The sequence below is a fragment of the Variovorax sp. GW821-FHT09D05 genome, from assembly GCF_059416325.1.
Map to the genome: position 1 here is coordinate 235,608 of NZ_JBWKOZ010000001.1, position 19,236 is coordinate 254,843.

Sequence of the window (19,236 nt, forward strand, 5' to 3'; positions counted from 1 at the left end):
AAGAACCAGATGGCAAACAAGCAATTCGACGTCGTCGTCATCGGCGGCGGCCCCGGCGGCTACATCGCGGCCATTCGCGCCGCGCAACTCGGCTTCAACGTGGCCTGCATCGACGAGTGGAAGAACGGCAAGGGCGGCCCCGCACCGGGCGGCACCTGCACCAACGTCGGCTGCATCCCATCGAAGGCGCTGCTGCAATCGTCGGAGCATTTCGACCAGGCCGGCCATCACTTTGCCGACCACGGTATCAAGGTCGAAGGCCTGGGCCTCGACCTCGACAAGATGCTGGCCCGCAAGGACCAGGTCGTGAAGCAGAACAACGACGGCATCCTGTACCTGTTCAAGAAGAACAAGATCACCTTCTTCCATGGCCGCGGCTCGTTCGTGAAGACCGACGAAGCCGGCTACGAGATCAAGGTGGCGGGCGCCGCCGAAGAGTCGATCAGCGGCAAGCACATCATCGTGGCCACGGGCTCCAACGCCCGCGCACTGCCCGGTGCGCCGTTCGACGAGGAGAACATCCTCTCGAACGACGGCGCGCTGCGCATCGGCGCGGTGCCGAAGAAGCTGGGCCTGATCGGCTCGGGCGTCATCGGCCTCGAAATGGGTTCGGTGTGGCGTCGCCTCGGCGCGGAAGTCACGGTGCTCGAAGCACTGCCGACCTTCCTTGGCGCGGTGGACGAGCAGATCGCCAAGGAAGCCAAGAAGGCCTTCGACAAGCAGAAGCTCAAGATCGAACTCGGCGTGAAGGTCGGCGAGATCAAGTCGTCGAAGAAGGGCGTGAGCGTTGCGTGGACCAATGCCAAGGGCGAAGCCCAGACGCTGGAAGTCGACAAGCTGATCGTGTCGATCGGCCGCGTGCCCAACACCATCGGCCTGAACGCCGAAGCCGTGGGCCTGAAGCTCGACGAGCGCGGCGCCATTGCCGTGGACGACGAGTGCAAGACGAGCCTGCCCAACGTCTGGGCCATCGGCGACGTGGTGCGCGGCCCGATGCTGGCGCACAAGGCCGAGGAAGAGGGCGTTGCCGTGGCGGAGCGCATTGCGGGCCAGCACGGTCACGTCAACTTCAACACGATCCCGTGGGTGATCTACACCAACCCCGAGATCGCGTGGGTCGGCCAGACCGAGCAGCAGCTCAAGGCCGCGGGCCGTGCCTACAAGGCCGGCACCTTCCCGTTCCTCGCGAACGGCCGCGCTCGTGCGCTGGGCGACACGACCGGCATGGTCAAGTTCCTGGCCGACGCTGCTACCGACGAGATTCTGGGCGTGCACATCGTGGGCCCGCAGGCCAGCGAGCTGATCTCCGAAGCCGTCGTGGCGATGGAGTTCAAGGCCAGCGCCGAAGACATCGCGCGCATCTGCCACGCTCACCCGTCGCTGTCGGAAGCAACGAAGGAAGCGGCACTCGCCGTGGACAAGCGCACGCTGAACTTCTGATCTCGCGATCTTTCTTTTGACCAGCGTCAAACAGGCCTATGAGGCGGAACTCGCAGCGCGCGGGTTCCACAGCGATCCAGCGCAACTGCACGCCGTGGAGGCGCTGGATCGCTGCGCCAACGAATGGGCCGAGTACAAGGCCCAGCGCTCGAATGCGCTGAAGAAGTTCATCAACCGGCCAGAGCTTCCGCGCGGCGTCTACATGTACGGTGGCGTCGGGCGGGGCAAGAGCTTCCTGATGGACCTGTTCTTCAACGCCGTACCGCTGCGGCGCAAGACGCGGCTGCACTTTCACGAATTCATGCGCGAGGTGCACCGCGAACTGCGCGAGCTGCAGGGCACGGTCAATCCGCTCGACGAGCTTGGGCTTCGCATTTCCAAGCGCTACAAGCTGATCTGCTTCGACGAGTTCCATGTGGCGGACATCACTGACGCGATGATTCTTCATCGGCTGCTGGTGTCGCTGTTCGAGAACGGCGTGGGTTTCGTCACCACCTCGAATTTCAAGCCGGACGATCTGTATCCCGGTGGCTTGCACCGCGACCGCATCCTGCCGGCCATTGCACTGCTGAACGAAAAGCTCGAAGTGCTGAGCGTCGACAACGGCACCGACTACCGGCGCCGCACGCTCGAGCAACTGCGCATGTACCTCACGCCGAATGACGCGGTGGCCGAGAAGGAAATGCGCAAGGCCTTCGACAAGCTGGCCGAGACGGCCGACGAAAACCCGGTGCTGCACATCGAGCAGCGCGAGATCCGTGCGCGGCGCAAGGCCGGCGGCGTGGTCTGGTTCGATTTCAAGACGCTGTGCGGTGGTCCGCGTTCGCAGAACGACTATCTCGAAATCGCGAGCCAGTTCCACACCGTGCTGCTGTCCGACGTGCCGCACATGCCGGTGCGCATGGCTTCGGAAGCGCGTCGTTTCACTTGGCTGGTCGACGTCTTGTACGACCGGCGCTGCAAGCTCATCATGTCGGCTGAGGTTCCGCCCGAGGCGTTGTACACCGAGGGGCCGCTGTCGCACGAGTTTCCGCGCACGGTTTCCCGGCTCACCGAAATGCAATCGAGCGAGTTTCTCGCCCTGGAACGCCGCATCGTCGACACCCGACTCACATGAAAAAATTCGCTCTTGCCCTGCTCATGACGTTGGCCAGCCTGCCGCTGTGGGCGCAGTCCAACGCCGCCGCGGGCAATGCCGACCTCGAGGGCGAAAAGCGCCGGCTTTCCACCGAGCGCGAGGCCATCGAGAAGCGCTTCGTCGAAGAGCGGGCTGCCTGCTACAAGAAGTTCGCGGTGGAAGACTGCCTGCGCGAGAGCCGCAGCCGTCGCCGCACGGAAACCGACAACATCAAGCGGCAGGAAACCGCGATCAACGACATCCTGCGCCAGCGCAGCGGCGCGGCCGAGTTGCAGAAGCTCGACCAGAAGGCTGGCACCCAGCGCCCGCAGGACTCTCGCGAGAAGCAGGAACAGTCAATCCAGGGCCAGAAGGAACGCGAGCAGCGCGCTGCCGACCACGCGACCAGCCGCGCGGCTACAGCGGCCGAGGCGGCCGAGCGCGAGCGCCAATTCCAGTCCAAGCAGCAGGCGCATGCCGACGAGCAGGCCAAGGCGGCCCAGCGTCAGGCCGAGGCGCCCACGGCCGCCAAGCGTTTCGAGGACAAGCAGAAACGCGCCGAAGAGCACAGGGCCAGCCGCGAGCGGCAGAACGCCAACCGCAGCAAGCCGCGCGGGGCACCACTGCCGGCGCCGGCAGCTTCGTCGCCCACGCCCTGACCCTGACCGGGCACCGCTCAGGCGGCGACTGGCAGCGGATCGAGCTTCAGAACGGCAATCGAGATGTTGTCGCCCGTGCCCCGGGCGCGGCGGCGCGCTTCACCCACCAGGATTTCGACCGCATCGCGCGGCGGCTGTGCATACAGCACGCTCGCCAGTTCTTCCGGGCTGAAGTAGTGCCAGAGCCCGTCGCTGCAAGCCATCAACAGGTCGCCCGGCGCCAGCTTCGGGATGTAGTAGGGGTCGATGGGTGGCGGCGTGGTCGTCATGCCCAGGCAGCCGAGCAGGATGTTGCCCTGCGGATGGATGTTGGCCTCGGCCTCGGTGATCTGGCCGCGGTCGATCAGCACCTGCACGTACGAATGGTCGCGCGTGCGCCTGATGAGCTGGCCGTCGTGGAAGTGATAGATGCGCGAGTCGCCGGCGTGGATCCAGGCGCAGTCGCCCTTGGGGGTCATGAGGAAGGCCGCCAGCGTGCTGTGCGGCTCCTGCTCGCTGGAGACGGCGGTGAGCTTGATGACCGTGTGCGAATCTTCGAGGATCTGCTTCAGCACGGCTTCCGGGTCGTCGCGGCCGGGCTGGTAGCGGGTGAAGAGCTGGCGTGCCGTCATCAGCACCTGGTCGGAGGCCTTGCGCCCGCCGCTGCGGCCGCCCATGCCGTCGGCCACGATGCCCAGCACGCAGCCAGGCACGCGCGGATGGCTCATCAGCAGCACCTGGTCTTGTTGGTACGGGCGGTCTCCCTTGTGGAGTCCGGTGGCCGCGGCGAGTCGAAAGCCTTGGGTCATGAGGCATATGCGCCTGAAGCGCGTGTTTCTGTCTGCTCGGAGATTCGTGTCAGGACGTATTATCGAATGAACATGTGCCGCAAAAACCTCGCGCGTGCTCCCCACCGTTGGACTCCAATCTTCACTCCCTTTCCCGTCAGCTGATCGAACTGCGTATCGAGCACGCCGACCTCGACGCCACCATCGACCGGCTGGCCGAGGGCTCGCCGCAAGACGAGCTGCTGCTGCGGCGCCTGAAAAAGCGCCGCCTCGCGCTGCGTGACCAGATCACGCGCCTCGAAAACGACCTCGATCCGAAAGAGCCGGCGTGACAGGTGTGCTCGAAGACAAGGTGCGCGACGCCTTCGCGCAGGACGGCGCGCTGTCGCGTGCCGCCGACCAGTTCCGCGAACGCTCGGGACAAACTGAAATGGCAATGGCCGTGGCCCGCACCATCGACCAGGGCGGCGTGCTGGTGGTCGAGGCTGGCACCGGGGTGGGCAAGACCTTTTCGTACCTCGTGCCGGCCCTGCTGAGCGGCGAGCGCGTGCTGCTGTCGACCGCCACCAAGACGCTACAGGACCAGCTGTTCGGCCGTGACCTGCCGCGTCTTGTCGAAGCCTTCGGCCTGCCGGTGCGCACGGCGCTGCTGAAGGGGCGCGCCAGCTACCTGTGCCTGCACCGGCTCGACCAGGCGCGCCATGACGCTTCATTGCCGGAGCGCGGCAGCCTGCGCACGCTCGCCAAGATCGAGCAGTGGTCGAAGGCTACGCGCACGGGCGACCTGGCCGAGCTGCCGGGGCTCGACGAGCGCTCGCCGCTGATTCCGCTGATCACCTCCACGCGAGAGAACTGCCTGGGCGCGCAATGCCCGCAGTTCAAGCCCTGCCATGTCAACCTGGCGCGGCGCGAGGCGCTGGCGGCCGACATCGTGGTCATCAACCATCACCTTTTCTTTGCCGACCTCGCAGTGCGCGAGACCGGCATGGCCGAGCTGCTGCCGACCGTGAGCGTGGTGGTGTTCGACGAAGCCCACCAGCTCAACGAAACCGGCGTGCAGTTTCTCGGCGCGCAGCTCGGCAGCGGCCAGGCGCTCGACTTCGCGCGCGACATGCTGGCGGCCGGCTTGCAGCATGCGCGCGGCCTCGTCGACTGGCAGCAACTGGTCGGCGCGCTCGAACGGGCCGCGCGCGAACTGCGGCTGGTGGTCGGCAAGCAATGGCCGGGCGCCAAGCTGCGCTGGCTGGGTGCGTCGCCTGAGGGCATCGATCCCGACGCATGGCAGCGCGCATTGGACGATCTGCTGCACGCGTTCGAGCTGACGGCAGAGGGACTTGCCACCGTCAGCGAAATCTCGCCCGACTTCGTGCGGCTGCACGAGCGGGCTCGCCAACTCGCGAAACGCACGGCGCGCTTCGCCTTGCCATGCGAGGTCGATTCGGTGCGTTGGGTCGACGTGGGCACGCAGTTGCGGCTCATCGAATCGCCGCTGGACATCGCCGATGCCATGCGCAAGCGGGTGCTCAAGATCGTCGAGGCAGACGCTGATGTTGGCGACGATGGCGACGACGATGATCTCGATGGCTATGGCGAGCGGCCGGCGCGCGAGGCAGCAGCCGCGGTGCAGGAAGACAGCGGCCGCGCCTGGGTCTTCACCTCCGCCACGCTGGGCGACGAGCCCACGCTGCGCTGGTTCACCGAGCCCTGCGGCCTGCAGGACGCGGAAGTGCTGCGCGTGCAGAGCCCGTTCGACTATGCCTCGCAGGCCGCGCTCTATGTGCCGCGTGCGTTTCCCAAGCCCAACGATCCGTCGCACAGCCAGCGCGTCGCGGAATTGGCTGCGCGCGGCGCGACGGAGCTTGGCGGTCGCACGCTGGTGCTGACGACCACGCTGCGAGCGCTGCGCACCATCGGCGATGCGATGAAGCAGCAGTTCGAACTGCTCGACGCACAGGTGCGGCCCGAAGTGCTGGTGCAGGGCGAGTTGCCCAAGCGCGTGCTGATGGACCGCTTTCGCGAAGGCGCGAGCGCCGGGCGCGCTGGCTGCGTGCTGGTGGCATCGGCTTCGTTCTGGGAGGGCTTCGATGCGCCGGGCGATGCGCTGCAGCTGGTGGTGATCGACAAGCTGCCGTTCCCGCCGCCGAACGATCCGCTGGTCGAGGCGCGCTCGCAGCGCCTGGAATCACAGGGGCGCAGTTCGTTTGCCGACTATTCGCTGCCCGAGGCGGCCGTGGCGCTCAAGCAGGGGGCGGGGCGGTTGATTCGGCGGGAAACCGACAGTGGCGTGCTGGCGATCTGCGATACGCGGCTGGTGGCCATGGGCTATGGCCGCCGGTTGCTGTCGGCGCTGCCGCCGATGCGGCGGCTCGAAAACGAATCGGATTTCGAGGCCGCGCTGGACGCGCTCAAGACCTAGTTTCTGACCAGGAAGAGCGCGTGCTCTGGTGGCTTTACCAGAGCTTCCACCAAGGGTCGTCCTTGCCCTTGAAACCGTTCGCGAGGTAGGTGCTCTGCGGATAGTTGGTGGTCAGCACGCGCTGGGCGTCGTCGCGCAGGTCCTTCATGCCGAGGGCGTCGTACGACTTCACCATGATGAACAGGGCTTCTTCGAGCGCCGGCACTTCGCGGTAGTCGGCCAGTGCGATCTGGGCCCGGTTGATGGCTGCCAGGTAGGCGCCGCGCGAGTAGTAGTAGCGTGCCACGTGAACTTCGTACTGCGCGAGCGAGTTCACGATGTAGTTCATGCGCTGGCGCGCGTCAGGGGCGTAGCGCGAATCGGGGAAGCGCGTGACGAGGTCCTTGAACGATTCGAACGATTCCTTGGCGGCCTTCTGGTCGCGCTCGGACAGGTCCTGGCGCGTCATGAACGCGAACATGCCGAGGTCGTCGTTGAAGTTGATCACGCCCTTGAGGTACAGCGCATAGTCGAGAGCCGTGCTCGCCGGATGCAACTTCATGAAGCGGTCGATGGTGGCGATGGCGCTCGCCTTTTCGCCCGACTTGTACTGGGCGTAGGCCTTTTCCAGCTGCGCCTGCTGCGCGAGCGGTGTGCCGGCAGCGCGGCCTTCGAGCTTCTCGTAGAGCGGAACGGCCTTGTCGTAGGCGCCCGATCCGGCCTCTTCCTTGGCTTCAGAGTAGATGCGGTTGGGGCTCCAGTTGGCAGTCTTGTCGACGGAGGTCGACGAGCAGCCAGCTGCCAGCAGAGCCGCCGCGCTGAGCGCGATCCAGCTGGGGACCGATAATTTGGCGCGAAACATCACATACGGCTTTCGTGAAACAGTTGCCCTCAATTATATCGACCGACCCTTTGGGCAATATCCCCGAGACCGCCGAGGTGGCCGAGCTCGAAGAGGGCGCCGATCCGATCGAGCCCAGCGAGCAGCGGCCTTTCGTCATCGATCCGGCCCAGCACGGCCAGCGGCTGGACCGCGCGCTTGCCGCGCTGGTACCCGAGTTTTCCCGCAGCTATCTGCAGCAATTGATCGAGGCTGGCGCGGTGGAGCTGCAGGGCCGCACACTCACCAAGGTCTCGGCCACAGTGAAGGCGGGGCAGGCCGGTCGCATCGAATTGCGCCCCACGCCCCAGAGCCAGGCCTTCCGGCCCGAGGTGATGGACATCGTCACCGTGTACGAGGACGAGCACCTGCGCATCGTCGACAAGCCGGCCGGCCTCGTGGTGCATCCGGCACCCGGGCACTGGAGCGGCACGCTCCTGAATGGCCTGCTGGCGCTGGACCCGAAGGCGGTGCTGCTGCCGCGCGCCGGCATCGTGCACCGGCTCGACCGCGACACCAGTGGACTGATGGTGGTGGCGCGCACCCGCGCCGCCATGGACGCGATGGTGGCGTTGATCGCCGCCCGCGAGGTCAAGCGGCAGTACTTGGCCATCGGCCACAAGCCGTGGGAGGGCGCGGCGGCCCGCCAGGTCGACGCCCCCATCGGCCGCGACCCGCGCAACCGGCTACGCATGGCCGTGGTCGATCTCGAGCGGCATGCGGGCAAGACGGCACGCACGCTGATCGAGCGGCTCGACAGCAACGCCGAAGGCTGCGCTGTGCGCTGCACGCTCGAAACCGGGCGCACCCACCAGATCCGCGTGCACATGGCGTCGATCGGTCATCCGCTGGTGGGAGACGCGCTTTATGGCGGCGCGCCGGCTGCCGGGCTGTCTCGCCAGGCGCTGCATGCATTCAGGCTGGCCTTCGTGCATCCCGTCACGCAAGAGGCGATGGAGTTCCGTTCGCCGCCACCGCCAGATCTCGTCCAGGCTTTGCAGTCCTGGGGGCTGGATTACAATCGCGCCTGACGGCCCGAGGGCCGCGCCGGTCACCCAAGGCCGGCCTTGCGTTGCATTTGCCGTGTGCCTGCAGCGCCTACTCCTTTCATCCTTCTGAACAAGCGTCCCTGAGGCGCCTTTTCCCGGATAACGCGAACCATGAATACGGCGGATGCCAAGCGCATTCTCGAAACCGCCTTGATCTGTTCGAGCCAGCCGTTGCCGGTGCGCGATATGCGCGTGCTGTTCGACGACGAACTGGGCGTGGACACCATCAAGGTGCTGTTGCTTGAACTGCAGGAAGACTGGGCGCAACGCGGCCTGGAGCTTGTGAGCGTCGGCAGCGGCTGGCGCTTCCAGAGCCGGCCGGAGATGCGCGATCACCTCGACCGCCTGCACCCCGAGAAGCCGCCGCGCTACACGCGCGCCGCACTCGAGACGCTGGCCATCATTGCCTATCGGCAGCCGGCCACGCGCGGCGACATGGAAGACATCCGCGGCGTGACGATCAATTCGTTGATCCTTAAGCAACTGGAAGATCGCGGCTGGGTCGAAGTCATCGGCCACCGCGAAACGGTCGGCCGACCGGCGCTGTATGCAACCACGCGCCAGTTTCTTGACGACCTGGGCCTGGCCTCGCTCGATCAGCTGCCATTGATCGAGACGCCCGCGCAGCAGGCCGCGCTGGTCGATGCGCTCGAACGGGCGTCGGGTGAGCAGCAGGGGCTGCCTATCGATGCCGTGCCGGAGGCTGAAGCATTGGCCGAGGGCGATGCGGATGCATCGGCGATGGCAGAGCTGGAGCCCGCCGCAGCCGAAGCCGACGCCGAAGTTACTGAGGCGGAGCAGGAAGTCGCTGCCTCGCAGCAAGACGAAGCAGTGCCGGCAGAAGAGCCCGCCGTCATCGACATGGCGCCAGAAGTCGCCGAAGAAGCCGCCGAAGCCGCCGAAGCGCAGTTTGCCGAGAACGCGGCAGACACCGAATCCCCCGCCGAGCCCGCCCAGGCGCCGTCGCCAGAACCCGATGCCCCGTCCCAGGACGAGGCCGACCCTCACGCTCCCTCTCCCGGAAAAACCTCATGAGCACAACCGACACCGAAGACGCGGCGATGCTGCCGGCCGAGCCCGAAGTCAAAAAGAAGAAGAGGGCGACCACGCCCAAGAAGGCTGCGGTTGATGCTATTGAATCGGTAGCGCCAGAGGTCGCGGCGCAGGAAGTCGCCGCACCGGCAGAGGCTGAAGCACCCAAGAAGCCGCGCGCGCCCCGCAAGAAGAAGCCAGTGGAGCAGGACGAGGCTTTGGTGTCGCCTGGTGCGGAGCCGCCCGAAGTGGCTGAGCCAAAAGCCGCTGCTGCTGTTGTCGCCGAGGAAGCCCCGATTGCCGTCACCGCTGCCGCAGAAGAAGTTCGTGAGCCTGCGCCGGTAGAGGCCGCCTCCCAGGCACCTCAGCCCGAACAAGTCGATCGCATCCACGACCAGGACGACGAAGAGCGGGACGAAGACGAAGAAGAGCCCGACGAGGAAGAAGACGACCTCGACCGTGCCCGCCGCGCCGCCGAGCGCGAGCAGCGCAATGCGTTGCCGCCCGAGCCGATCCGCTTCGCGGACGTCATCTCCGGCCAGTTCGATGCCGACGAAGAAAGCCCCGAAGTCCCGCCGCTCAAGCGCGTGCTGCTGCCCGAGGCCGATTCGCCCAAACTGCACAAGGTGCTGGCGCAGGCCGGCCTCGGCTCGCGGCTCGAAATGGAGCAGCTGATTCTCCAGGGCCGCATTTCCGTCAACAACGAGCCGGCCCACATCGGCCAGCGCATCCAGTTCGGCGATCAGGTCAAGATCAACGGCAAGCCGATCCGCTACCGCATCGCGCCTCCGCCGCCCCGCGTGATCGCGTATCACAAGCCCGTGGGCGAGGTGGTTACGCATGACGATCCGCAGAACCGCCCGACCGTGTTCCGCAAGCTGCCGCGCCTGCAGCAGGGCAAGTGGCAGTCGGTCGGCCGTCTCGACCTGAACACCGAAGGCCTGCTGCTGTTCAGCAGCTCCGGCGACCTGGCCAATCAGCTCATGCACCCGCGCTTCGGCCTGGAGCGCGAGTACGCGGTGCGCGTGCTGGGTGCGCTCACCAGCGAAGAAAAGCAGAAGCTGCTCGACGGCGTGCGCCTCGACGACGGTATGGCGCAGTTCGGCACCATCGAAGACGGTGGTGGCGAGGGCTCGAATTGCTGGTATCGCGTGACCATTTCCGAAGGCCGCAACCGCGAAGTGCGCCGCCTGTTCGAGTCGGTGGGCCATGCGGTCAGCCGGCTGATCCGCATCCGCTACGGTGCCATGGTGCTGCCGCGCGGCCTGAAGCGCGGTGCCTGGATGGAGCTCGACGAGCGCGACATCCGAGCGCTGTTCCAGGCCTCCGGTGGCGCGGCTGCCCGGCCCGGTCCGCAGCAGCAGCAGCGCGGCCCGGGGCAGGAGGGCGGTGGCGGCAATGGCCGCAACGGGCGCAACAAGAAGCGACGGGGCAACCGCAATGGTGGCGGTGGTGGCCAGCCGCCGCGCGACATGCGCGATGCACGCGACGAGGGCGGACGCGAAGCGCCGATTCCGAATCCGCTTGGAGATGGCCGTCCGCCGCGCGGCGACCGGGGTGCCCGTCCCAATCGTGGCGGTGGCAATGGCGGCCCGCCCCAGGGGCAGGGACGCCGTGGCAACAGCGGCAACCGCCAGGGCGGCGGCAATCGCCAGCAGGGCGACGACCGTCAACCGAGCGGCGCCAACCAGCCCGATCCGATGAAGACCTCGTTGGGGTACATCGGTGCCGACAGCTTCTCGCGCCAGCGCAAGGAGCAGCGCGGAGGCCCGCGTCGTGGTGGAGGCGGGGGCGGTGGTGGCGGCTTCGGCGGTCAGGGCGGCCAAGGCGGCGGACGCCGTCGCGGGCGCTGAAAGCCAGCCGTCGGAGCGCGGCCTTTCGCGGGGTTTTCACCAATCAGCAAGGCTGCGCCGGTTAAAATCAGAGGCTTTGTCGACACGTGACGCAACAAATTCGTTGCAGTTGTGACAAAACACTTCAAAATCAAAGCTCCAGGAAGCATTTCAATGGCTATCGAACGTACCCTCTCCATCATCAAGCCCGACGCAGTTGCCAAGAACGTCATCGGCAAGATCGTTTCCCGTTTTGAAGCTGCTGGCCTCAAGATCGTCGCCGCCAAGCTGGTGCACCTGTCGCGCAACGAAGCCGAACAGTTCTACGCCGTGCACAAGGAGCGTCCCTTCTTCAAGGACCTGGTCGAGTTCATGATCTCGGGCCCCGTGTTCGTGCAGGTGCTCGAAGGCGAAAACGCCATCGCCAAGAACCGCGATCTGATGGGCGCCACCGACCCCAAGAAGGCAGCCGCCGGCACCATCCGCGCCGACTTCGCTGACAGCATCGACGCCAACGCCGTGCACGGTTCGGACGCTGCCGAAACCGCAGCGAACGAAGTCGCTTTCTTCTTCGCCGGCCTCAACGTCTACGCACGCTGAAGCCGCATCTCGACCGATTCCATGACCACGGCCAATCTGCTCGACTTCGATCTCGAGGGGTTGGCTGCGTTCTGCGAAAAACTCGGCGAGAAAAAATTCCGCGCCACGCAGCTGTTCCGCTGGATTCACCAGCGTGGCGCCAGCGACTTCACCCAGATGACCGATCTGGCGAAGTCGCTGCGCGAGAAACTCGCGACCACTGCGCGCGTGGAGGCCTTGCCGGTCATCACGCAGCACGAATCCAAGGACGGCACAATCAAGTGGCTGTTCGACGTCGGTGACGGCAATGCCGTCGAAGCCGTATTCATTCCCGAGGACGACCGCGGCACCTTGTGCGTGTCGTCCCAGGCCGGCTGTGCGGTCGGTTGCCGCTTTTGCTCGACTGGGCATCAGGGCTTCAGCCGCAACCTGAACACGGGCGAAATCGTCGCCCAGCTCTGGTTTGCCGAACACTTCCTGCGCAAGCACCTGAAGCGCGACGAGCGCGTCATCTCCAACGTGGTGATGATGGGCATGGGCGAGCCGCTTCAGAACTACTCGGCGCTGGTGCCCGCGCTGCGCACCATGCTCGACGACAACGCCTACGGGCTGTCGCGCCGCCGCGTGACGGTGTCGACTTCCGGCGTGGTGCCGATGATCGACCGCCTGGGTGCCGATTGCCCGGTGGCCATGGCCGTTTCGCTGCATGCGCCGAACGACGCGCTACGCGACGACCTCGTGCCGCTCAATCGCAAATACCCGATCGCCGAACTGATCGAGGCCTGCAAGCGCTATCTGGCGCACGCGCCGCGCGATTTCATCACCTTCGAATATTGCATGCTGGATGGCGTGAACGACCAGCCCGAGCATGCGCGGCAGCTCGTCGAATTGGTTCGCACGCACGGCATCTCGTGCAAGTTCAACCTGATTCCTTTCAACCCGTTTCCGGCCTCGGGTCTGTTGCGCTCGCCGCAGCCGCGCGTGCTGGCATTCGCCAGGACGCTGAGCGAAGCTGGTCTCGTGACCACCGTGCGCAAGACGCGCGGTGATGACATCGATGCCGCCTGCGGCCAGCTCGCCGGCGACGTCAAGGACCGCACCCGCGCGGCCGAGCGCATGGCCCAGCGCCGTGCAACCGAGCGTCCCGTTGTTTTGCATCCGGTCCGCAAGGCCGCCCCCCAGGAGCATTGAACTGATGAGCATGGTCATTCCGACGACGACCGCGAACGTGCAGCGGATGCTGACTACAGGTTTCGCGGGTGTCGCCGTGGCATTGCTGCTTGCGGGCTGCGTGAACACGCGCACCACCACCACCAGCCTGGCCGACACCAGTTCGGGCAAGGGGACCGAGGTGGTCACCGAATCCGACGAGTCCAGCCGACAGCGCCGCGCGCGCCTGCGCATGGAACTGGCGGCCGGCTATTTCGAGCATGGCCAGACCACTGTCGCGCTCGACGAGATCAAGCAGGCGCTGGTCGCCGACCCCAATAACGCCGACGCCTACAACCTGCGTGGCCTGGTCTACATGCGGCTCGACGATGCCGGCATGGCTGAAGACAGCTTCCGCCGCGCCATCGCCATCAATCCGCGCGACCCCAACGCGCGCCACAACTACGGCTGGCTGCTGTGCCAGCAGAACCGCTATGGCGATGCGGCTGCGCAGTTCACCGAGGCGCTGGCAGTGCCGAGCTATGCCGACCGCGCCAAGACGCTCATGACGCAGGGCGTGTGCGAGCTCAAGGCTGGGCAGCGCGTGCAAGCCGAGCGCAGCCTCATGCAGGCCTACGAGATCGACGCCGGCAATCCGGTGGTTGGCTTCAACCTTGCTTCGGTGTTGGCGCAGCGCGAAGAATGGTCGCGCGCGCAGTTCTACATTCGCCGCGTCAACAACAGTGCCTCGGCCAGCGCCGAGACGCTCTGGCTCGGCATCAAGATCGAACGAAAGCTGAACAACCGCGAGGCAGTCGCGCAGTTGGGAGGCCAACTGCAACGACGCTTCCCCCAGTCGCGGGAGGCAACAGCGTACGAGCGCGGGAATTTCAATGACTGATCGGGTTTCGGAGTTCGGCACTTCCGCAGCGCTGCCGCTGGAAGAAGGCGACATCACGCACAAGACCGCCGGCGACCTGCTGCGCGAAGCGCGCGAGGCCCATGGCCTGCACATCGAGATGGTGGCGGCCGCCCTCAAGGTGCCGCCGCAGAAGCTCATGGCGCTTGAAGCAGACGACATTGCCTCGTTGCCGGACCCGGTCTTCGCTCGCGCCCTGGCGAGCAGTGTCTGCCGTGCTTTGCGCATCGACCCGGCGCCCGTGCTTGCGAAGCTGCCCAGCACGCAAAGGGTGTCGCTGGCCGAGGCCGACCGAACCCTTCGGACGAACATCACTTCGGGCACGCCGCGCTGGAACAGCAGCGGACGCTCCAGCGGACTGCCTTCGCGCGGATTGCTGATCGTGGTGCTGGTGCTGCTGGTTGGCGCGGCTGCGTTGTTCTGGTTGCCGCAATCGGTGTTCGACCAGATCAGTGCTTCCGTGTCGCGCCTGACGGCGCGTAGCGAGGCCGATACGGAATCGGCGCCAGCGAACGGACCGGCTTCGGCCAGCGCAACTGGCGCCGTGGCCGAAACGGTGCCCTCGCAGGCTGTGGCACCGAGCGCTCCGGTGGGCCAAGCGCCCGCCGCAATCGCTGCCAATGCGCCATCTGCCCCCGCAGCGGTTGCGGTTGCCCCCACCGCGCCCGTGGCGACTGCCGCAAGCGCAAGCAGTCAGCAACTCGTTTTCGTGGCACGTGAAGAGTGCTGGATCACCGTAACTGAAGCCGGCGGCAAGCAGTTGCTGCGTCGCAGCCTGCAGGCCGGCGAAACGGTCGGCCTGTCGGGCGCGCTGCCACTGTCGGTGGTGGTGGGCCGTGCGTCGGCGGTCGATGTGCAGGTAAGCGGCAAGCCTTACGATCTGACGCCTGTCACGCGCGGCGGTGGCGTGGCGCGTTTCGAGGTGAAATCGTGACCGACTGCTATCCCGATCCCATTCCATCGGCGGCGCCCAAGGCGCGCCGCTCGCGCCAGTCCAGCGTGACCTGGGGCTCGCGTGTGGTTACGGTGGGCGGCGACGCCCCCGTGCGCGTGCAGTCCATGACCAACACCGACACCGTGGATGCCATCGGCACCGCGATCCAGGTGAAGGAGCTGGCCATCGCCGGCTCGGAAATGGTCCGTATCACAGTCAACACGCCCGAAGCCGCGGCGCAGGTGCCCTACATCCGCGAGCAGCTCGATCGCATGGGCATCGACGTGCCGCTGATCGGCGACTTCCACTACAACGGTCACCGCCTGCTCACCGACTATCCGGCCTGCGCCGAAGCGCTGAGCAAGTACCGCATCAACCCCGGCAACGTGGGCAAGGGCGACAAGCGCGACCGCCAGTTCGGCCAGATGATCGACGCGGCCATGCGCTGGAACAAGCCCGTGCGCATCGGTGTCAACTGGGGCAGCCTCGACCAGGAACTGCTCGCCAGCCTGATGGACACCAACAGCCAGCGCGCCGAGCCGTGGGACGCCAAGCAGGTGATGTACGAGGCGCTGATCACCTCGGCCATCGAGTCCGCGAAGCTCGCCGAATCGATGGGCATGGCTGGCAACCAGGTCATCCTGTCGTGCAAGGTGAGCGGCGTGCAGGACCTGATCTCGGTTTACCGCGAGCTGGCCCGCCGCTGCGGCTATGCGCTGCACCTGGGCCTCACCGAGGCCGGCATGGGCACCAAGGGCACGGTGGCATCGGCCACGGCGCTGTCGATCCTGCTGCAGGAGGGCATCGGCGACACCATTCGCGTGTCGCTTACGCCGCAGCCGGGCGAGTCGCGCACACAGGAGGTGGTGATCGCCTCCGAAATCCTCCAGGCATTGGGGCTGCGCGTGTTCGTGCCCAGCGTTACGGCCTGCCCGGGCTGCGGCCGCACCACCAGCACTACTTTCCAAGAGTTGGCCAAGCAGATCGACGACTATCTGCGCATGCAGATGCCGGTCTGGCGCAAGAAATATCCGGGCGTCGAGACGATGAAGGTGGCCGTCATGGGCTGCATCGTCAACGGCCCTGGCGAGAGCAAGCATGCCGACATCGGCATCAGCCTGCCCGGCACCGGCGAGGCGCCCGCCGCGCCGGTCTTCATCGACGGCGAAAAGGCACTCACGCTGCGCGGCGACAATATCGCCAACGAGTTTCACCAGCTCGTCGAAACCTACATCGAAAAGCGCTTCGGCGGCGAACACGCTGTCGCGGCCTGACACCTCCGCAGACTCATGGCTGAAAAATTGAATGCCGTCAAAGGCATGAACGACATATTGCCGCCCGAATCGGCGCGCTGGGAGTGGCTCGAGGCCACCGTGCGCGACCTGATGGGGCGCTATGCGTACCGTAACGTCCGCACGCCGATCCTCGAGCACACAGCGCTGTTCGTGCGCGGCATCGGCGAAGTGACGGACATCGTCGAGAAGGAGATGTACTCCTTCCACGACCGTTCGGACAAGTACGGCGACAACGACCACCTGACGCTGCGGCCCGAGAACACCGCCGGTATCGTGCGGGCCGCGATCGAGCACAACATGCTCTACGACGGCGGCAAGCGCCTGTGGGCCATCGGGCCGATGTTCCGGCGCGAGAAGCCGCAGCGCGGGCGTTTCCGGCAGTTCCACCAGATCGACGTCGAGGCGCTGGGCTTTGCTGGTCCCGACGTCGACGCTGAATTGATCCTGCTCGCGAGCGCGCTCTGGAAGGCGATCGGCCTGACCGACGTGCGGCTGGAACTCAACAGCCTTGGCCAACCGGCAGAGCGGGCGCAGCACCGCGCCCAGCTCATCGCGCATTTCGAGGCACATGCCGACAAGCTCGACGAGGACGGCCAGCGCCGCCTGCACAGCAACCCGCTGCGCATCCTCGACACCAAGAATCCGGCGATGAAGGATGTGGTCGAGTCGGCGCCGAGACTGATGGATTTCCTCGGTGCCGAATCGCTGGCGCACTTCGAGGGGTTGAAGGCCATCCTCGATGCCAACGGCGTTGCCTACACCATCAACCCGCGCCTCGTGCGCGGCCTCGACTACTACAACCTCAGCGTGTTCGAGTTCGTGACCGACCGGCTCGGCTCGCAGGGCACGGTGTGTGCCGGCGGCCGCTATGACGGCCTGTTCGAGCAACTCGGCGGCAAGCCGGCGCCTGCAGTGGGATGGGCGATCGGCGTGGAGCGCGTGCTCGACCTCATGAAGGAGCAGGGCACCCAGATCCCGGTACGGGCCCCCGATGTCTATGCCGTCGTGCCCGATGCCTCCGCCATGCCGGTGGTGCTGCGCACGCTGCAGCAATTGCGTGACGCCGGCGTGCGTGTGCAGATGCACGCCGCCACGGCGGATGGCCTCGGCAGCTTCAAGTCGCAGTTCAAGCGGGCCGACAACAGCGGCGCTACCTACGCCCTGATCTTCGGCGCCGATGAACTTGCACGCGGCGAAGTGACTCTCAAGGCGCTGCGCGACGGAAGCGGCGCGCAAACCTCCCGGCCACTTGCTGAAGTGGCCGCCTGGGCCGCCACCCTACAATCGCCGGCTCCCAACAACTGACAGCGCATGGCAACCCATCTCGACCTCGAAGAACAGGAACAGCTCGACCAGCTCAAGCATTTCTGGAATACCTACGGCACCCTGATCACTTCGGTCGTGCTGCTCGTCGCTGGCGCCTTCGTGGCCTGGAACGGCTGGCAATGGTATGGCCGCAACAAGGCGGCGCAGGCCTCGTCGCTCTACGACGAGGTCGAGAAGACGGCGCAGGCGGGCGACCCGGCACGCATCGCTCTCGTGCTCGACGACATGAAGAAGCGCTTCGCCGGCACCGCCTACGCGCAACAGGCCGGCCTGCTGGTCGCCAAGACGCTGTACGAGAAGGGCAATGCCGCAGGCTCGCGCGCCGAGCTCGAATGGGTCGCGCAGAACGCCATCGACCCTGGCTACAAGGCCATCGCCCGGCTGCGGCTGGCGGCCGAACTGCTCGACAGCAAGTCTTACGACGATGCCCTCAAGCAGCTCGACGGCAGCGTGCCCAAGGAATTCGAACCGTTGGTGGCCGACCGCAAGGGCGACATCTACCTGGCTCAAGGCAAGCGCGCTGAAGCACAGACCGAATACCGCAAGGCGTGGACCGGCCTTGGCGCCACCTCGGACTATCGCCGTCTGGTTGAAATCAAGCTCAACGCGGTCGGTGTCGATCCGAAGAGCCTGGCACCCGTCGTCACCGTCACACCCGCAGCCCCCAAAACTCCCTGACCGCATCATGAATTTCAAGCGTTTCATGCCTGAATCGACCGCCTTGCGTGCGGGATCAGCTCTTGTTTTGGTAGCGTTTCTCGCCGCCTGTTCTGGTACCAGCAAGCCGAAGCCGGCCGAGCTGCCTGCCAACCCGGCCCTGATGGGCGTGCGCCAGGCCTGGACTGTGCGCATCCCCGATGTCCAGTTCCCGCTCAGCACCGACGTCAGCGGCGACACGGTTACCGTGGCTGGCAGCGACGGCACGGTGGTCGCCATCGATGCTCGCGCCGGCCGCGAAACCTGGCGCGTCAGCGCCGGTGCTCCGCTGGCTGCAGGTGTTGGCAGCGACGGGTCGATGGCCGCGGTCGTCACCACCAGCAACGAGCTGGTCGCCATCGAGAACGGCAAGGTCCTGTGGAAGCAGAAGCTCTCGGCCCAGGCTTTCACCGCACCGCTGGTGGCAGGCCGCCGCGTGTTCGTGCAGACCGCCGACCGCAGCATCAGCGCTTGGGACGGCCAGAGCGGCCGTCGCCTCTGGATCCAGCAGCGCGCCGGAGAAAACCTGGTGCTGCGCAAGTCGGGCGTGCTCATCGCCGTGGGCGACACGCTGGTGGCCGGCATCGGCGGCCGTCTGGTCGGCATCAACCCCGCCAACGGCACCTCGCGCTGGGAGTCGCCCATTGCGGCTCCGCGCGGCACCAACGACGTGGAGCGCCTGGTCGACCTGACCGGCAGCGTGAGCCGCTTTGGAGACACGGTTTGCGCCCGCGCTTACTACGCCAGCGTCGGCTGCGTCGAGACCGTACGCGGTTCGCTGGTCTGGAGCAAGCCGGCTTCGGGCGCGGACGGCGTCAGCGGCGACAGCGGTTTTGTCTATGGCACCGAGTCCGACGGCAGCGTCGTGGCCTGGCGCCGTGCCGATGGTGAACGCGCCTGGCAGATGAGCCGCTTCAAGAATCGCAACCTCACCGCACCGTTGGCCGTGGGCCGTTCGCTGATCGTCGGCGAAGACACTGGCATGCTGCATTTCGTCTCGCGCGAAGACGGTGCGCTGCTCAATCGCATCACGCCCGATGGCTCGGCCATCACCGTCACGCCGGTACTGGCCGGCAACACGGTCGTGGTGGTGACTGCCAAGGGTGGCGTTTTTGGCTATCGCCCTGAATAACTTTTCTTTCTTTTTCCAAGGCCCGACCATGAATA

Annotated in this window: 18 protein-coding genes; 16 read left to right on the forward strand and 2 right to left on the reverse strand. The window is 66.2% G+C overall.

Annotation, left to right across the window (positions count from 1 at the left end; genetic code table 11):
- The first annotated feature begins 9 nt into the window (after positions 1-9).
- The 3 genes from lpdA to AC07O3_RS01035 are packed head-to-tail and all read left to right on the forward strand — an operon-like array spanning position 10 to position 3,216.
- A complete protein-coding gene (gene lpdA / locus AC07O3_RS01025) occupies positions 10-1,440 on the forward strand; it encodes a dihydrolipoyl dehydrogenase (protein ID WP_093052249.1) in 1,431 nt (476 codons plus the stop codon).
- Between the two features lie 16 nt (positions 1,441-1,456).
- Positions 1,457-2,557: a cell division protein ZapE gene (gene zapE, locus AC07O3_RS01030; protein WP_093078086.1), complete on the forward strand. Its 1,101-nt coding sequence runs from the start codon at positions 1,457-1,459 to the stop codon at positions 2,555-2,557.
- On the forward strand, positions 2,554-3,216 hold the full coding sequence (locus AC07O3_RS01035) for a hypothetical protein (RefSeq protein WP_093052244.1): 663 nt from the start codon (positions 2,554-2,556) through the stop codon (positions 3,214-3,216). The genes zapE and AC07O3_RS01035 overlap by 4 nt, the downstream gene beginning before the upstream one ends.
- Positions 3,217-3,233: 17 nt before the next feature.
- On the opposite strand, the gene AC07O3_RS01040 is transcribed toward AC07O3_RS01035, so the two are convergent.
- Complete coding sequence (locus AC07O3_RS01040; protein WP_093052241.1) at positions 3,234-4,004, reverse strand: PP2C family protein-serine/threonine phosphatase; 771 nt, start codon at positions 4,002-4,004, stop codon at positions 3,234-3,236.
- A gap of 107 nt (positions 4,005-4,111) precedes the next feature.
- Here AC07O3_RS01040 and AC07O3_RS01045 point away from each other — a divergent pair, with 107 nt between their 5' ends.
- Together AC07O3_RS01045 and AC07O3_RS01050 are read left to right on the forward strand one after the other, a co-directional pair.
- The gene (locus AC07O3_RS01045) at positions 4,112-4,315 is read left to right on the forward strand and encodes a YdcH family protein (protein ID WP_093052238.1); all 204 of its coding nucleotides are present in this window, start codon (positions 4,112-4,114) and stop codon (positions 4,313-4,315) included.
- Entirely contained in the window at positions 4,312-6,399 is a 2,088-nt protein-coding gene (locus tag AC07O3_RS01050; RefSeq protein WP_495338365.1) for an ATP-dependent DNA helicase, read from the forward strand. Before AC07O3_RS01045 ends, AC07O3_RS01050 begins: the two co-directional genes overlap by 4 nt.
- Before the next feature lie 34 nt (positions 6,400-6,433).
- On the opposite strand, the gene AC07O3_RS01055 is transcribed toward AC07O3_RS01050, so the two are convergent.
- Complete coding sequence (locus tag AC07O3_RS01055) at positions 6,434-7,240, reverse strand: outer membrane protein assembly factor BamD (RefSeq protein ID WP_093052233.1); 807 nt, start codon at positions 7,238-7,240, stop codon at positions 6,434-6,436.
- Positions 7,241-7,263: 23 nt separating this feature from the next.
- On the opposite strand from AC07O3_RS01055, the gene AC07O3_RS01060 reads away from it, so the two are divergent.
- The 11 genes from AC07O3_RS01060 to bamB all read left to right on the forward strand — a co-directional run bounded on the left by AC07O3_RS01060 (position 7,264) and on the right by bamB (position 19,201).
- Positions 7,264-8,289 carry an RluA family pseudouridine synthase gene (locus AC07O3_RS01060; protein ID WP_495338686.1) on the forward strand — a complete coding sequence of 342 codons (1,026 nt, stop codon included), beginning with the start codon at positions 7,264-7,266 and terminating at the stop codon, positions 8,287-8,289.
- 129 nt (positions 8,290-8,418) lie between these two features.
- Positions 8,419-9,342 (forward strand): SMC-Scp complex subunit ScpB, encoded by a 924-nt coding sequence (scpB, locus tag AC07O3_RS01065; RefSeq protein WP_495338366.1) that lies wholly within the window; start codon positions 8,419-8,421, stop codon positions 9,340-9,342.
- Positions 9,339-11,192, forward strand: coding sequence for a pseudouridine synthase (locus tag AC07O3_RS01070; protein WP_495338367.1), 1,854 nt, complete (start codon positions 9,339-9,341; stop codon positions 11,190-11,192). The genes scpB and AC07O3_RS01070 overlap by 4 nt, the downstream gene beginning before the upstream one ends.
- Positions 11,193-11,345: 153 nt before the next feature.
- A complete protein-coding gene (gene ndk / locus AC07O3_RS01075; RefSeq protein ID WP_093052220.1) occupies positions 11,346-11,771 on the forward strand; it encodes a nucleoside-diphosphate kinase in 426 nt (141 codons plus the stop codon).
- Between the two features lie 21 nt (positions 11,772-11,792).
- Positions 11,793-12,941 (forward strand): dual-specificity RNA methyltransferase RlmN, encoded by a 1,149-nt coding sequence (rlmN, locus tag AC07O3_RS01080; protein ID WP_495338368.1) that lies wholly within the window; start codon positions 11,793-11,795, stop codon positions 12,939-12,941.
- Between the two features lie 4 nt (positions 12,942-12,945).
- Positions 12,946-13,800 (forward strand): type IV pilus biogenesis/stability protein PilW, encoded by an 855-nt coding sequence (gene pilW, locus AC07O3_RS01085; protein WP_093052215.1) that lies wholly within the window; start codon positions 12,946-12,948, stop codon positions 13,798-13,800.
- Positions 13,793-14,752 carry a helix-turn-helix domain-containing protein gene (locus AC07O3_RS01090; protein ID WP_489015396.1) on the forward strand — a complete coding sequence of 320 codons (960 nt, stop codon included), beginning with the start codon at positions 13,793-13,795 and terminating at the stop codon, positions 14,750-14,752. The genes pilW and AC07O3_RS01090 overlap by 8 nt, the downstream gene beginning before the upstream one ends.
- A complete protein-coding gene (gene ispG / locus AC07O3_RS01095) occupies positions 14,749-16,026 on the forward strand; it encodes a flavodoxin-dependent (E)-4-hydroxy-3-methylbut-2-enyl-diphosphate synthase (RefSeq protein ID WP_495338369.1) in 1,278 nt (425 codons plus the stop codon). The genes AC07O3_RS01090 and ispG overlap by 4 nt, the downstream gene beginning before the upstream one ends.
- Positions 16,027-16,041: 15 nt before the next feature.
- Positions 16,042-17,352, forward strand: coding sequence for a histidine--tRNA ligase (hisS, locus tag AC07O3_RS01100; RefSeq protein WP_495338370.1), 1,311 nt, complete (start codon positions 16,042-16,044; stop codon positions 17,350-17,352).
- 6 nt (positions 17,353-17,358) lie between these two features.
- Complete coding sequence (locus AC07O3_RS01105; RefSeq protein ID WP_093052203.1) at positions 17,359-18,051, forward strand: YfgM family protein; 693 nt, start codon at positions 17,359-17,361, stop codon at positions 18,049-18,051.
- 7 nt (positions 18,052-18,058) lie between these two features.
- Positions 18,059-19,201 (forward strand): outer membrane protein assembly factor BamB, encoded by a 1,143-nt coding sequence (gene bamB, locus AC07O3_RS01110; protein WP_307614530.1) that lies wholly within the window; start codon positions 18,059-18,061, stop codon positions 19,199-19,201.
- Positions 19,202-19,236: the final 35 nt, after the last annotated feature.